The 14,152-nt window shown below is 70.7% G+C and carries 10 protein-coding genes; 5 read left to right on the plus strand and 5 right to left on the minus strand.

Annotated features, from left to right (window positions below):
* Positions 1 to 60 precede the first annotated feature (60 nt).
* The 3 genes from ACKTSN_RS33305 to ACKTSN_RS33315 all read right to left on the minus strand — a co-directional run bounded on the left by ACKTSN_RS33305 (position 61) and on the right by ACKTSN_RS33315 (position 3,386).
* A complete protein-coding gene (locus tag ACKTSN_RS33305) occupies positions 61 to 2,196 on the minus strand; it encodes a SpoIIE family protein phosphatase (RefSeq protein WP_409472506.1) in 2,136 nt (711 codons plus the stop codon).
* 218 nt (positions 2,197 to 2,414) lie between these two features.
* Positions 2,415 to 2,858 (minus strand): VOC family protein, encoded by a 444-nt coding sequence (locus ACKTSN_RS33310; protein WP_409472507.1) that lies wholly within the window; start codon positions 2,856 to 2,858, stop codon positions 2,415 to 2,417.
* Between the two features lie 6 nt (positions 2,859 to 2,864).
* A complete protein-coding gene (locus ACKTSN_RS33315) occupies positions 2,865 to 3,386 on the minus strand; it encodes a pyridoxamine 5'-phosphate oxidase family protein (protein ID WP_409472508.1) in 522 nt (173 codons plus the stop codon).
* Positions 3,387 to 3,510: 124 nt separating this feature from the next.
* Here ACKTSN_RS33315 and ACKTSN_RS33320 point away from each other — a divergent pair, with 124 nt between their 5' ends.
* Positions 3,511 to 6,504 (plus strand): bifunctional [glutamine synthetase] adenylyltransferase/[glutamine synthetase]-adenylyl-L-tyrosine phosphorylase, encoded by a 2,994-nt coding sequence (locus ACKTSN_RS33320; RefSeq protein WP_409472509.1) that lies wholly within the window; start codon positions 3,511 to 3,513, stop codon positions 6,502 to 6,504.
* Here ACKTSN_RS33320 and ACKTSN_RS33325 read toward each other — a convergent pair.
* Entirely contained in the window at positions 6,492 to 7,415 is a 924-nt protein-coding gene (locus ACKTSN_RS33325; RefSeq protein WP_409472510.1) for a phosphatase PAP2 family protein, read from the minus strand. The genes ACKTSN_RS33320 and ACKTSN_RS33325 overlap by 13 nt on opposite strands.
* Positions 7,416 to 7,546: 131 nt before the next feature.
* On the minus strand, positions 7,547 to 8,581 hold the full coding sequence (locus ACKTSN_RS33330; protein WP_409472511.1) for a LacI family DNA-binding transcriptional regulator: 1,035 nt from the start codon (positions 8,579 to 8,581) through the stop codon (positions 7,547 to 7,549).
* Between the two features lie 410 nt (positions 8,582 to 8,991).
* On the opposite strand from ACKTSN_RS33330, the gene ACKTSN_RS33335 reads away from it, so the two are divergent.
* The 4 genes from ACKTSN_RS33335 (at position 8,992) to ACKTSN_RS33350 (ending at position 14,104) form a co-directional block, all read left to right on the plus strand.
* A complete protein-coding gene (locus tag ACKTSN_RS33335; RefSeq protein ID WP_409472512.1) occupies positions 8,992 to 10,260 on the plus strand; it encodes an extracellular solute-binding protein in 1,269 nt (422 codons plus the stop codon).
* Between the two features lie 112 nt (positions 10,261 to 10,372).
* Positions 10,373 to 11,377, plus strand: coding sequence for a carbohydrate ABC transporter permease (locus tag ACKTSN_RS33340; protein ID WP_409472513.1), 1,005 nt, complete (start codon positions 10,373 to 10,375; stop codon positions 11,375 to 11,377).
* 13 nt (positions 11,378 to 11,390) lie between these two features.
* Positions 11,391 to 12,299 (plus strand): sugar ABC transporter permease, encoded by a 909-nt coding sequence (locus ACKTSN_RS33345; RefSeq protein ID WP_409472514.1) that lies wholly within the window; start codon positions 11,391 to 11,393, stop codon positions 12,297 to 12,299.
* A 140-nt stretch (positions 12,300 to 12,439) separates the two neighbouring features.
* Positions 12,440 to 14,104: a glycoside hydrolase family 13 protein gene (locus tag ACKTSN_RS33350; RefSeq protein ID WP_409472515.1), complete on the plus strand. Its 1,665-nt coding sequence runs from the start codon at positions 12,440 to 12,442 to the stop codon at positions 14,102 to 14,104.
* Positions 14,105 to 14,152: the final 48 nt, after the last annotated feature.

Here is a 14,152-nt window from a genome sequence, read left to right on the forward strand (position 1 = left end):
GGTCCGACGGTCTCGAACCGTCGGCCCTGAGCCGTCTCACTGGCCCTGGGCCGTCTCGTGTCAGCCGCCGTCCTGGTGCGGATGGATGAGGAGCAGGGCGATGTCGTCGCCGTGGGATGCCGACCCCTGGGCGTGGTGGACGAGGGTCTCGGCGAGGGCGTCCATGCTCTGCCCCTGGGCCCGGGCGAGCTGGTCGGCGAGGCCGGCGATGGCCTCGCCGAGGTCGATGCCGGGGGTTTCGACGAGGCCGTCGGTGTACAGGGCGAGCACGGCGCCGGGTGGCAGGGGGATCCCGGTCGTCGGGTAGTCGGCGGCCGGATCGATGCCCAGCAGGAGTCCGGGCGGCAGGTCGAGGACCTCGGTGTGCCCGTCGGGGTGGCGCAGCAGCGGCGGGGGATGGCCGGCGGTGGCCAGGTGGGCGCGGTGGCGCGCCAGGTCGAGGTGGGCGTAGAGGCAGCTGGTGAACAGGCCGGGGTCCAGGTCGGTGAGCAGGCGGTTGGTGCGGGCCAGGACCTCGCCGGGGGGTGCGCCGGCGGTGGCGTGGACGGCGGTGCGGACCTGCCCCATGAGGGCGGCGGCGTTCACGTTGTGGCCCTGGACGTCGCCGATGGCTGCGGCGGCGGTCGCCTCGTCGAGGCGGATGAGGTCGTAGAAGTCGCCGCCGATGTCGATGCCGCGGGCGGAGGGGAGGTAGCGGGCGGCCACGTCCAGGCCGGGGATGTGGGGAAGGGCCTGGGGCAGCAGGGCGGTCTGCAGGCTGTGGGCGAGCTGGTGTTTGGCGTCGTAGAGGTGGGCCCGGTCCAGGGCCTGGGCGACCAGTCCGGCGGTGGAGGTGAGGATGGCCCGTTCCTCCGGGGCGAAGGGGCGGGGCCGGGCGTAGGCGAGGACCAGCGAGCCGACGGGGTGGCCGGAGGTGATCAGGGGCAGAAAGGCCCAGGCGCCCATCTCGTCCTGCCGGACGGCGGGGGGATAGGCGCGTTTGAGGTCCTCGAAGGTGGCGAAGAAGCTGGGGACGCCGGTGGTCAGGACGTGCACGGCGGGGGTGTCCGAGGTCAGGGGGAGGGCGTCGAAGCGGTCCATGAGCTCGGCGGCGTAGCCGCGGTAGCCGATGATCCGCAGCCGGCCCTCCTGCGTCGTCATCAGGGCGAGGGCCTGGGCGCCGAAGGCGGGCAGGAGCTGGTCGGCGACCCGGTCGACCACGTCCCGCACCCCGACGGCCTCGGTGAGCGTGGCGGCCAGGTGCAGCAGGTGGTAGAGCGCGGTCGCCCGGCCCGGCGTGGCGGGGGGAGGGGGGTGCAGCACCTCTGAAGCGTCCGGGCCATGGGCCGTGGCGGTGGGGGTGATGCGGACGCTGATGCCGGATGGGTCCGGGTGGAGGTGGAAGGACAGCCAGTGGTCCGGTGGGCGCAGGGCGGTGAAGGAGGTGGGCTGGCGGCTGAAGACTGCGGCCCGGTAGCGGTCTTCGACGACCGGGTCGTCCAGCCACGGCAGGGCCTCCCAGGGCCGGGCGCCCAACAGGCCGGGGACGTCGGCTCCGAGGAGGTCGGCAGCGGCGGAGGTGAGAAAGGTGATCCGGCCCTCCGGGTTCAGCGCGCAGCAGCCTCCGGGCAGGCGCTCGGCGAAGTCGGCCGCGGCCGTCTCCCGGACCGGCTCGGGGGTGCGGGAGCGGAGCGGGGGGACCACTCGCGGCTCGGGCTCGGGCAGCACCGGGTGGTCACCGTCGGCGGCCTGCTGCAGGAACAGGCCCAGGCGGTGGCAGCAGGCAAGGAGCGCATCGCGCTTCTGCGGGGGCAGCTGCGGCGGGTGCGAGCCGGGCCACCGCAGCACCAAACCGCCCCAGACGGTGGTGTCGGTGGTGATCGGTGCGGCGGCCACCGCCAAGTGGTAGGGCAGCACGAGCGCGGACTGCGGGTAGCGGCGCGCCAGCTCTTCCTGGCTGCCGAGCCACACCAGGCGCCGCTCGCGCACGGCGTCGGCCACCGGGACCGGGGCGGTGAGCCGCACCTGCGCCCACGGCGCGATGAGCTCCGGCGAGTCCCCGCTGAGCACTGCCAGCCGCAGTACCCACTCGCCCGGCGGCAGCAGATACACAAAGCCCGCGGACGCGCCGGTCTCCGACACGACCCGGGCCAGAGCGAGATCCACCAGCTCCGGGCCGAAGCTCGCGGCAGCGACGAAGCCGGCAGGATCCTGCACGCTCTCACCTTCTCCGGGCCGTACCGACCGCTCCTGCGATGGCGCACCGCACCGACCACACCGATTACCACCCATATACGGACAATATGCCCGCCGTGTGGGAGCGACACCCCGGGGAGAAGGCAGCCCCGACAGCCGACATGTCACGCGACCGCGAGGCCTGCTGCCCCTCGTGCAGGGGGTGCCCGGACACGGCACCCCCTGCACCACGCGTCTCCCTACTGCCGCTTCAACTCCGCCGGCACCTGGTGCAGCGGCTCCGTGGCCCTGCGGCGGTACTCCTGGATCGACCAGCCGTTGCCGTCGGGGTCCTTGAAGTACATGAACGTCGCGCCGTCGTCGGGGGAGTACTGGACCGGCTCGGAGATCTCGAGGCCCCGTTCGACCAGCTCCGCGCGGGCCGCCTTGATGTCGGCGACACAGAGCTGGAGGCCTTGGTAGGAGCCGGGCTCGGGTTTGGTCTCGCCCTTGGTCAGGTCCCAGATGCTGTCGCCGAGCGCGATCGAACAGCCCGAGCCCGGAGGCGTCAGCTGGACGATGCGCATACCCGGCATGACCTCCTGGTCGATGTCGACGTGGAAGCCGACCTTGTCCCGGTAGAAGTCGCGGGCCCGGTCGATGTCGGTCACGGGCAGCGGGATCACTTCGAGCGTGAAGTCCATTGCTGGTCAGTCCTCCAAGGGGAATCGCCAACGGGTCTGGCTGAACGGCTCACCCTTACCGAAGCCGAAAACCGTCCGCGGCGCCACCGAGTAGACGTAGGCGTGTCCCGCACTGTGCCGGAAGCAGCCGTCCGCCACGTCGAAGTGCCAGACGCTGCCGTACTTCGCCTCCCACGCGGCGGCCAGTTCGCGCAGCCGGGCATCGTCGGTGATCCGCACCGCCTCGCCCTCGACCACCAGGTCGTATCCCTTGTTCCAGGTGTTGGTGCCGGTGGTGAGCACGACGTGCGGGTTCGCGGCGAGGTTCTGGGCCTTGCGCTCCTCGGGGCCGGTGCAGAAGTGCAGCCGGCCGTCCGACCAGACGGCGAGCAGGGGGGTCACATGCGGCCGCCCGTCGGGGCGTACCGTCGAGATCCAGAACAGCTCGGACCCGGCGAGCAGCGCCTCGGCGTCCGACCAGGGGGTCGCGGTGGCCGTCTCGTCGCTGTAGCGCTGGTCGAGACGGGTCTGTGGTTGCTTGGCGATCATGAGCTGCCTCCTGAAGGTCCTCGACAGGGCAGACCCCGTACGCCCACGAAACTCATCGGCGCCTGACGCGGGCAGTCCGGTTAGGCTCGGCTCGTGGCACGTTGATCCGGACGGGAGGGCGAGGATGACGCCGGGGCGCAGAAGCAGTACCTTCACGCGGCTGCTGCGGCACGGCTTCACCGATCCCGCCGCCGCCGAGCGGCTCCTGTCCGGCGTGGAGCTCGCGGGCCTGCGCGACGACCCGGTGCTGCTGGACGCACTGGGCGCCACCGCCGACCCGGACCTGGCCCTGCACGGTCTGGTACGCCTGCTGGAGGCCCAGCCCGCCCCCACCGCACGCCGTGAACTGCTCGACACCCTGACCGCGTCCAAGCCGCTGCGCGACCGTCTCCTCGGTGTGCTCGGCGCCTCGGCCGCCCTCGCCGACCACCTCGCCCGGCACGCCGGCGACTGGCAGGCCCTCGTCACCTACGAGCCGCGGGACCTGCACCCCGGAGTGACGGAGTTCGAGCAGGGCCTGGCCGAGGCCACCGACCCCGTCACACTGCGCGTCGCCTACCGGCGCTGCCTGCTGTCCATCGCCGCACGGGACGTGTGCGGCACGATCGACGTCGCCCAGACCGCGGCCGAGCTCGCCGACCTGGCCACCGCCACCCTGCGTGCCGCCCTCGGCATCGCGCGCGCCGCCGCGCCCGACGACGCCGCGCTGTGCCGGCTCGCCGTCATCGCGATGGGCAAGTGCGGCGGCCACGAGCTGAACTACGTCTCCGACGTCGATGTCATCTTCGTCGGCGAGGCCGTCGAGGGAGCCGACGAGGGCAAGGCGCTGCGCGCCGCGACCCGGCTCGCCTCGCACATGATGCGGATCTGCTCCGAGACCAACGTCGCGGGTTCCATCTGGCCCGTCGACGCCAATCTTCGCCCCGAGGGCCGCAACGGTCCGCTGGTGCGCACCCTCAGCAGCCACCTCGCCTACTACCAACGCTGGGCCAAGACCTGGGAGTTCCAGGCCCTGCTCAAGGCCCGCCCGGTCGCCGGTGACATCGAACTCGGCGAGGAGTACGTCGCCGCCCTCGAGCCGCTGGTGTGGCAGGCCGCCGAGCGTGAGAACTTCGTCGCCGACGTGCAGAAGATGCGTCGGAGGGTCGTCGAGAACATCCCCGTCGCCGAGGTCGAGCGCGAACTGAAGCTGGGCCCGGGCGGCCTGCGGGACGTCGAATTCGCCGTACAGCTGCTGCAGTTGGTGCACGGGCGGACGGACGCCTCGCTCCGGAGCGGGACGACGCTGGCCGCGTTGCAGGCGCTGGCCGCGGGCGGGTACGTGGGGCGGGCGGACGCCGCGCAACTGGAGGACGCGTACCGCTTCCTGCGCTCCATGGAGCACCGCATCCAGCTCTACCGGCTGCGCCGCACCCACCTCGTCCCCGAGGACGAGGCCGACCAGCGGCGCCTCGGCCGCTCCCTCGGCCTGCGCACGGACCCGGTCGGCGAGCTGAACCGGGAGTGGAAGCGGCACGCCGCCGTCGTGCGGCGCCTGCACGAGAAGATCTTCTACCGGCCGCTGCTCGACGCGGTCGCCCAACTCGCCCCCGGCGAGGCACGGTTGAGCCCCGAGGCGGCCCGCGCGCGGCTGGTCGCGCTGGGGTACGCCGACCCGGCCGCGGCCCTGCGCCACCTGGAGGCGCTGGCCTCCGGCGTCTCCCGCAAGGCCGCGATCCAGCGCACCCTGCTGCCCGTGCTGCTCGGCTGGTTCGCGGACTCCGCCGACCCGGACGCCGGTCTGCTCAACTTCCGCAAGGTGTCCGACGCTTTGGGCAAGACGCCCTGGTATCTGCGGCTGCTGCGGGACGAGGGCGCGGCGGCGGAGAACCTGGCTCGGGTGCTGTCCGCCGGCCGGCTCGCCCCCGACCTGCTGATGCGGGCCCCGGAGGCCGTGGCGCTGCTGGGCGGCGGCGACGGCGGGGGACTTCAGCCCCGGTCGCGGGCCCACCTGGAGCAGGAGATCCTCGCGGCCGTCGGCCGGGCCGATGGCGGTGAGCAGGCGGTCACGGCGGCCCGTGGGGTACGGCGCCGGGAGCTGTTCCGTATCGCCGCCGCCGACATCGTCGGCTCCTACGGCACCGAGGCCCAGCCGGTCGAGGCCGACCAGGGGGCGCTGGTGGACCGGGTCGGCGGAGCGGTGTCCGATCTGACGGCGGCGACGCTGGCCGGGACGCTGCGGGCCGTGGTCCGGGAGGGGTGGGGCGACGCCCTGCCGACCCGGTTCGCGGTGATCGGCATGGGCCGGTTCGGCGGGCACGAGCTGGGCTACGGCTCCGACGCGGACGTGCTGTTCGTGCACGAGCCGCAGGACGGGGTCGACGAACGGGAGGCAGCCGAGGCCGCGGGCCGGGTCGTCGCCGAGATGCGGCGCCTGCTGCAGATCCCGAGCTCCGACCCGCCGCTGCTGATCGACGCGGACCTGCGGCCGGAGGGCAAGTCGGGACCGCTGGTGCGGACACTGAAGTCGTACGAGGCGTACTACCGCCGCTGGTCCCTGGTCTGGGAGTCGCAGGCGCTGCTGCGGGCCGAACCGGTGGCCGGCGACGAGGACCTGGGGCGCCGGTTCATCGAGCTGATCGATCCGCTGCGGTACCCGGAGCAGGGGCTGGGAGAGGAGGCCGTACGAGAGATCCGGCGGCTCAAGGCGCGGATGGAGTCGGAACGGCTGCCCCGGGGCGCCGACCCCAAGCTGCACACCAAGATCGGGCCGGGCGGGCTGTCCGACGTGGAGTGGACCGTGCAGTTGCTGCAGATGCGGCACGGATGGCAGGAACCGGGGCTGCGCACGACCCGCACCCGCCAGGCCCTTGCGGCCGCACGCGAGGCCGACCTGGTGTCCGCCGAGGACGCGGCGATCCTCGACGAGGCGTGGGTGCTGGCCACCAGGGTGCGCAACGCTGTGATGCTGGTCCGCGGACGCGCCGGGGACACCTTCCCCTCGGACCCCCGTGAACGGGCCGCGGTCGGCCGCTACCTCGGGTACGGGCCGGGCCACGTGGGCGACATGCTGGACGCGTACCGGCGTACGGCACGCAGGGCGCGGGGCGTCGTGGAGGAGCTGTTCTACGGGGCGTGAGCCCGGGTACGGGGGCCGGGCACCTCCTGCGGCCGGGAGGTACCCCGCCGGGAGTCGTCCGTATCCGCCCGCCGGGAGTCCTCCGACCCGCTCGCGACCCGGCGCGGCAGCGCGTACGGCCATGATCCGTACCACACCCACGCCAGCGCGTAGCCGAAGCCGAGGCACAGGATGCCGCCGACGGCGTCGAGCCAGAAGTGGTTGGCGGTGGCGACGATCACCACCAGGGTGGCCGCCGGGTACAGCAGCCCCAGCACCCGCACCCACGGAACCGTCGCCAGCGCGAAGATCGTCAGCCCGCTCCACACGGACCAGCCGATGTGCATGGACGGCATCGCGGCGTACTGGTTGGACATGTTCTTCAGGTCGCCGGAGGCCATCGAACCCCAGGTCTGATGGACCATGACGGTGTCGATGAAGTCGGCGCTGTTCATCAACCGTGGCGGCGCCAGCGGATACAGGTAGTAACCGACCAGGGCCACGCCCGTCGTCGCGAAGAGGACCAGCCGCGTCGCCGCATAACGCCCGGGATGGCTGCGGTACAGCCACACCAGCACGCCCAGCGTCACCACGAAGTGCAGCGTCGCGTAGTAGTAGTTCATGCTGACGACGAGCCAGGTCACCGAGTTGACGGCGTGATTGACGGACTGTTCCACGGCGATACCGAGCTGTTGCTCGGCCTTCCAGATCCAGTCGGCGTTGCGCAGCGCTTCGGCCTTCTGCTCCGGGACCGCGTTGCGGATCAGCGAGTACGTCCAGTAACTCACCGCGATCAGCAGGATCTCGAACCACAGGCGGGGTCGGCGCGGTGCGCGCAGCCGGTGCAGGATTCCCCGCCCGGTTTCGTCCGCGACGGGATGCGGAAGGACTCTTTCCCGGCCTTCCGGTGTCGTCACGGTCGTGTCACCCATGGGCACAGAGTCTGCCAGAAAAGACTTCCGGCTCCGATCATCCCCTGGTCGGGTTCAGGACGCACGTTCTACGACGGGAAGAGGCAGGCGACTCGTACCCGTGCACTAGCGGTGGTCACCGGTTCTCCGCCTTACGGACGATTCCGGTCCCCAGGGGCCGAAGCGGTGGAACCACGCACCACCAGCTCCGGCATGAACACGAACTCACTGTGCGGCGCCGGCGTCCCGCCGATCTCCTCCAGCAGCGTGCGCACCGCCGCCTGACCCATCGCCGGGACCGGCTTGCGGACCGTGGTCAGGGGCGGGTCGGTGAAGGCGATCAGGGGGGAGTCGTCGAAGCCCACGACCGAGATGTCCTTCGGGACGTCCAGGCCGTGCTGCCGGGCCGCCCGTATGGCACCGAGCGCCATCATGTCGCTGGCGCACACCACCGCCGTGCAGTCCCGGGCGATCAGGGCCGTGGCGGCCGCCTGACCGCCCTCGAGGGTGTACAGCGAGTGCTGGATGAGGTCCGACTCGACGGTCTGCGGGCTCAGGCCCAGCTGGTCCTGCATCGCCCGGACAAACCCCTCGATCTTGCGCTGCACCGGAACGAAACGCTTCGGGCCGAGCGCCAGGCCGATCCGGGTGTGGCCCAGCGACGCCAGATGCGTGACGGCCAGGGCCATCGCCGCCCGGTCGTCGGGCGAGATGAACGGCGCCTGCACCTTGGGGGAGAAGCCGTCGACGAGCACGAACGGCACGCCCTGGGCGCGCAGCTGCTCGTAGCGCTGCATGTCGGCGGTGGTGTCCGCATGGAGGCCGGAGACGTAGATGATGCCGGCGACGCCGCGATCGACCAGCATCTCCGTGAGCTCGTCCTCGGTCGACCCGCCGGGAGTCTGGGTGGCGAGGACGGGGGTGTAGCCCTGCCGGGTCAGCGCCTGGCCGATGACCTGCGCCAGGGCAGGGAATATCGGGTTCTCCAGCTCCGGGGTGATCAGGCCCACCAGACCGGCGCTGCGCTGCCGCAGCCGTACCGGACGCTCGTAGCCGAGGACGTCCAGCGCGGCCAGCACGGACTGGCGGGTGGTGGCGGCGACGCCCGGCTTCCCGTTGAGGACGCGGCTGACGGTCGCTTCGCTCACCCCCGCCTGAGCAGCGATGTCGGCAAGCCGTGTGGTCACGGCACTGGACTGTACCGGCCGTATGTCGCCTTGCACACCAATCGGACGCCGGGTGCGTGCGGTTGACCGGCGCGCTGCGGGTTGCTGCGACATGGCGTCCCCTCGTGAAACGAACGGCAAGAGCTTGCAGAGTCTTGCACAACACCGTCCGTGCCCGCTCAACCCCGCAGAAGAACGGTCTCACAGCGATCGACGAGAGGTCACGTCCGGATAACTTCGGTGATGCCTTGCACTTTTTTTCTGCAAGGACTTTCGCAACACTTACATCGCTGTTACGTTCACGTCGCCCGGCGGCCTCCCCCACTGCCTTAATGGCGTGGGGGTACCCCCACCGGCGCAGTCGGAGTCGACAGGGCGGGTAGACGGGACCGCGCCCTGAGCACACGGGCTTTCACCCTCAAGGAGAACTCATGCGGCGTGGCATAGCGGCCACCGCGCTGGTGGCGTCCCTCGCCCTCGCGGCGACGGCCTGCGGCGGAGGCGACAGCGGCGACTCGGCCGACGGTCCGGTCACCATCACCTGGTGGGACACCTCCAACGCCACGAATGAGGCGCCGACGTACCAGGCCTTGGTCAAGGAGTTCGAGGCCGCCAACAAGGACATCAAGGTCAAGTACGTCAACGTGCCCTTCGACCAGGCGCAGAACAAGTTCGACACGGCCGCCGGCTCCAAGGGCGCCCCGGACGTGCTGCGCTCCGAGGTCGGCTGGACCCCCGCCTTCGCCAAGAAGGGCTTCTTCCTGCCGCTGGACGGCACCGAGGCCCTCGCCGAGGAGAGCAAGTTCCAGCCCAACCTGATCGAGCAGGCCCAGTACGAGGGCAAGACCTACGGCGTCCCCTTCACCACGGACACCCTCGCGCTGGTCTACAACAAGGACCTCTTCGAGAAGGCCGGCGTCGAGGCCCCGAAGACCTGGGACGACCTGAAGAAGGCCGCCGCCACCATCAAGGACAAGACCGGCGTCGACGGCTACTGGGGTACCACCCAGTCCTACTACGCCCAGTCCTTCCTCTACGGCGAGGGCACCGACACCGTCGACGCCGACGCCAAGAAGATCACCGTGAACTCGCCCGAGGCCAAGAAGGCGTACGGCACCTGGCTGGACCTCTTCGACGGCAAGGGCCTGCACAAGGCCGACACCACCGCCGACGCCTACGCCCACATCCAGGACGCGTTCGTCAACGGCAAGGTCGCCTCGATCATCCAGGGCCCCTGGGAGATCACCAACTTCTACAAGGGCTCCGCGTTCAAGGACAAGGAGAACCTCGGGATCGCCACCGTCCCGGCCGGCTCCACCGGCAAGGCGGGCGCCCCGACCGGCGGCCACAACCTCTCCGTCTACGCCGGCTCCGACGAGGCGCACCAGCAGGCCGCGCTGAAGTTCGTGAACTTCATGACCTCGGCGAAGGCCCAGGAGACCATCGCCCTGAAGAACAACACGCTCCCCACGCGTGACGATGCCTACACCGCCGAGGTCAAGGCCGACCCGGGCATCGCCGGCTACCAGGGCGTCCTGGCCGCCGCCCAGCCGCGCCCCGCGCTGCCCGAGTACGGCTCGCTGTGGGGCCCGCTCGACGACGAGCTGCTCGCCGTCGCCGGTGGCAAGAAGTCCCTGGACGAGGGGCTCGCCAGCGCCGAGACCTCGATCGCCAAGCTGGTTCCGGACTTCAGCAAGTGACCCCGACCGGCCGTCGGATCCTCCTGACTCACGGGGGGGGGAAGGATCCGGCGGCCGTCGGCCTGTGCGCCGTACCCCCTGATCTGCAGACCCTCACAAAGGTTGTCGAACCATGACAGTCGCCATCGATCGAGCGACCGGAAAGCGCCTCGGTGACCGCGGGCCCCGGCCCGGCCCGGTCCAGCGCCTGAGGCGCAGCTACCAGAAGTACTGGTACGCCTACGCGATGATCGCCCCCGTGGTCCTCGTACTGGGCGTCCTCGTGCTGTATCCGCTGGCGTACGGCTTCTATCTGACCCTCACCGACGCCAACAGCCTCAACACGGCCCGCACGATCGGCGTCAACGAGATCGAGGCCACCTACAAGTTCATCGGCTTCGACAACTACGCCGACATCCTGTGGGGCGAGACCGCCTACGACCGTTTCTGGTCGCACTTCATCTGGACGATCGTGTGGACGGCCGCCTGTGTCGGCCTGCACTACACCATCGGTCTCGGCCTCGCCCTGCTGCTCAACCAGAAGCTGCGCGGCCGCACCCTCTACCGGCTGATCATGGTCCTGCCCTGGGCCGTGCCCACCTTCGTCACCATCTTCGGCTGGCGCTTCATGCTCGCCGACGGCGGCATCCTCAACGCCGGCCTGGAGGCCCTGCACCTGCCGACGCCGCAGTGGCTGGAGGACACCTTCTGGCAGCGGTTCGCCGCGATCATGGTCAACACCTGGTGCGGTGTGCCGTTCATGATGGTCTCGCTGCTCGGCGGGCTTCAGTCGATCGACTCCACGCTGTACGAGGCCGCCGAGATGGACGGCGCGAACGCCTGGCAGCGGTTCCGCTACGTCACCCTGCCGGGCCTGAGGTCGGTCAGCTCCACCGTCGTCCTGCTCGGCGTGATCTGGACCTTCAACCAGTTCGCCGTGATCTTCCTGCTCTTCGGCAGCACTGCGCCGGACGCTCAGATTCTTGTCACCTGGGCGTATTACCTCGGCTTCGGACAGCAGCCGCGTGACTTCGCACAGTCCGCCGCCTACGGCATCCTGCTGCTGGCCATCCTGATCGTCTTCACCTCCTTCTACCGCCGCTGGCTGAACCGCAATGAGCAGCAGCTCGCGATCTGAGGCAGGAGTCCCCATGAGCACCACGACCGTTCAGAAGTCCGCCACCGCGGACCAGGCCCCCGCCACCGCCGCGCCCGGCAGGACGCGCCGGCGCGGAGAGCGCAGCCTTCTCGGGACCCTCGCCTCGCACGGCCTCCTGACCGTCGCGAGCCTGATCGCGCTGTTCCCGGTCGCCTGGCTGGTCTTCCTGTCCCTCGGCCCGGACAAGGACGACTACCTCCACCCCGGGCGCATCTGGTCGAAGATGACCTTCGACAACTACTCCTTCGTGCTCCAGGAGACGAACTTCTTCGACTGGCTGAAGAGCTCGCTGGTCGTCTCCCTCGGCACGACGGTCATCGGCGTCCTCATCGCCGCCACCACCGGCTACGCGGTCTCCCGCATGCGCTTCCCCGGCTACAAGAAGTTCATGTGGGCGCTCCTGGTCACCCAGATGTTCCCGGTGGCCGTCCTGATGGTGCCGATGTACCAGATCCTGTCGGAGCTCCAGCTCATCGACACCTACCTCGGCCTGATCCTGGTCTACTGCTCGACCGCCGTGCCGTACTGCGCCTGGCTGATGAAGGGCTACTTCGACACCATCCCCTTGGAGATAGACGAGGCCGGCCGCGTCGACGGACTGTCCCCCTTCGGCACCTTCCTGCGGCTGATCCTGCCGCTCTCCCGGCCGGGCCTCGCGGTGGCCGCCTTCTACAGCTTCATCACCGCCTTCGGCGAGGTCGCCTTCGCCACGACGTTCCTGCTGGACGACGAGAAGTACACCTTCGCCGTCGGTCTGCAGAGCTTCGTCAGCGAGCACGACGCCCAGCGCAACCTGATGGCCGCGACCGCGGTGCTGATCGCGATACCGGTGTCCGCGTTCTTCTACCTCGTACAGAAGAACCTGGTGACCGGCCTCACCGCCGGCGGCACCAAGGGCTGAGCCCTCTCCGACTCCCGCGCCCTGTCCGCGCGGGTGGCGGCCGCGGTGTCCTTCCGACCCCGCCGGCACCGCGGCCGCCTCGTCACCCGCCGCCCACCCCGCACGCCAGATGACCCGACCTTCGTTACGTATAGGACGCCATGAGCCAGCACTCCGCCGACCCGGCCGAAACCTCCGCTGTCGCCACCGTCACCAAGCGCCGCGACTGGTGGCGCGACGCGGTGATCTACCAGGTCTATCCGCGCAGCTTCGCCGACAGCAACGGCGACGGCATGGGCGACCTGGACGGCGTACGCTCCCGACTCCCGTACCTGCGCGACCTCGGCGTGGACGCCGTGTGGCTCAGCCCCTTCTACGCCTCACCGCAGGCCGACGCCGGCTACGACGTCGCCGACTACCGGGCCGTCGACCCCATGTTCGGCTCGCTGCTCGACGCGGACGCGCTGATCCGCGACGCCCATGAGCTGGGCCTGCGGATCATCGTCGACCTCGTCCCGAACCACTCCTCCGACCAGCACGAATGGTTCAAGCGGGCGCTCCGGGAAGGCCCCGGCTCCCCGCTGCGCGACCGCTACCACTTCCGCCCCGGCAAGGGGAAGAACGGCGAACTCCCGCCCAACGACTGGGAGTCCATCTTCGGCGGCCCGGCGTGGACCCGCGTCCCGGACGGCGAGTGGTACCTGCACCTCTTCGCACCGGAGCAGCCCGACTTCAACTGGGAGCACCCGGCGGTCGGGGACGAGTTCCGCTCCATCCTGCGGTTCTGGCTCGACATGGGCGTGGACGGCTTCCGTATCGACGTCGCCCACGGCCTGGTCAAGGCCGAGGGCCTGCCGGACCTGGGCTCCCACGACCAGGTGAAGCTGCTGGGCAACGATGTCATGCCGTTCTTCGACCAGGACGGCGTGCACGCCATCTACCGCCAGTGGCGCACGATCCTCGACGAGTACGCGGGGGAGCGCATCTTCGTCGCGGAGGCGTGGACCCCGACCGTCGAGCGCACCGCCAACTACGTCCGCCCCGACGAACTGCACCAGGCCTTCAACTTCCAGTACCTGAGCACCGACTGGGACGCGAAGGAACTGCGCACCGTCATCGACCGCACCCTGGAGGCGATGCGCCCCGTCGGCGCCCCCGCCACCTGGGTCCTGTCCAACCACGACGTCACCCGGCACGCCACCCGCTTCGCCAACCCGCCCGGCCTCGGCACCCAGATCCGTACGGCCGGCGACCGCGAGCTGGGCCTGAAGCGGGCCAGGGCCGCCACCCTGCTGATGCTGGCGCTGCCCGGCTCGGCGTACATCTACCAGGGCGAGGAACTGGGCCTGCCGGACGTCGTCGACCTGCCCGACGAGGTGCGCCAGGACCCCGCGTACTTCCGCGGGGCGGGCCAGGACGGCTTCCGCGACGGCTGCCGGGTGCCGATCCCCTGGACGCGCACGGGATCGTCGTACGGCTTCGGCAACGGCGGCAGCTGGCTGCCCCAGCCGGACGGGTGGGGCGAGCTGAGCGTCGAGGCCCAGCAGGGGGTGCCGGGTTCGACGCTGGAGCTGTACCGCACCGCGCTCGCCGTGCGCCGTGCCCAGTCCGACCTCGGCGCGGGCGACTCGGTCGAGTGGCTGAAGGCGCCCGAGGGCGTCCTCGCCTTCCGGCGCGGTGAGTTCGTGTGCGTCGCGAACACCACCGGCGAGTCGGTGACCGCTCCGGCGCACGGCCGGCTGCTGCTGGCCAGCGGTGAGGTGTCCGAGGCGGACGGCGAGGTGAAGGTGCCCGCCGACACGACGGTGTGGTGCACGACCGCCTGACGGCCGCGGCTGGGCCGGTCCTGACGGCCCGTCGCAAGATTTTTCATT

It is taken from the genome of Streptomyces flavusporus (genome assembly GCF_046267975.1).
In the GTDB taxonomy this organism is placed as follows: domain Bacteria; phylum Actinomycetota; class Actinomycetes; order Streptomycetales; family Streptomycetaceae; genus Streptomyces; species Streptomyces flavusporus.

What these genes read in the sequence shown, in the direction of transcription:
- ACKTSN_RS33350 (WP_409472515.1), top strand. Translation starts at nt 12,440, where the DNA reads ATGAGCCAGCACTCCGCCGACCCGGCCGAAACCTCCGCTGTCGCCACC.
- ACKTSN_RS33335 (WP_409472512.1), top strand. Translation starts at nt 8,992, where the DNA reads ATGCGGCGTGGCATAGCGGCCACCGCGCTGGTGGCGTCCCTCGCCCTC.
- ACKTSN_RS33310 (WP_409472507.1), bottom strand. Translation starts at nt 2,858, where the DNA reads ATGGACTTCACGCTCGAAGTGATCCCGCTGCCCGTGACCGACATCGAC.
- ACKTSN_RS33320 (WP_409472509.1), top strand. Translation starts at nt 3,511, where the DNA reads ATGACGCCGGGGCGCAGAAGCAGTACCTTCACGCGGCTGCTGCGGCAC.
- ACKTSN_RS33315 (WP_409472508.1), bottom strand. Translation starts at nt 3,386, where the DNA reads ATGATCGCCAAGCAACCACAGACCCGTCTCGACCAGCGCTACAGCGAC.
- ACKTSN_RS33325 (WP_409472510.1), bottom strand. Translation starts at nt 7,415, where the DNA reads ATGGGTGACACGACCGTGACGACACCGGAAGGCCGGGAAAGAGTCCTT.
- ACKTSN_RS33345 (WP_409472514.1), top strand. Translation starts at nt 11,391, where the DNA reads ATGAGCACCACGACCGTTCAGAAGTCCGCCACCGCGGACCAGGCCCCC.
- ACKTSN_RS33340 (WP_409472513.1), top strand. Translation starts at nt 10,373, where the DNA reads ATGACAGTCGCCATCGATCGAGCGACCGGAAAGCGCCTCGGTGACCGC.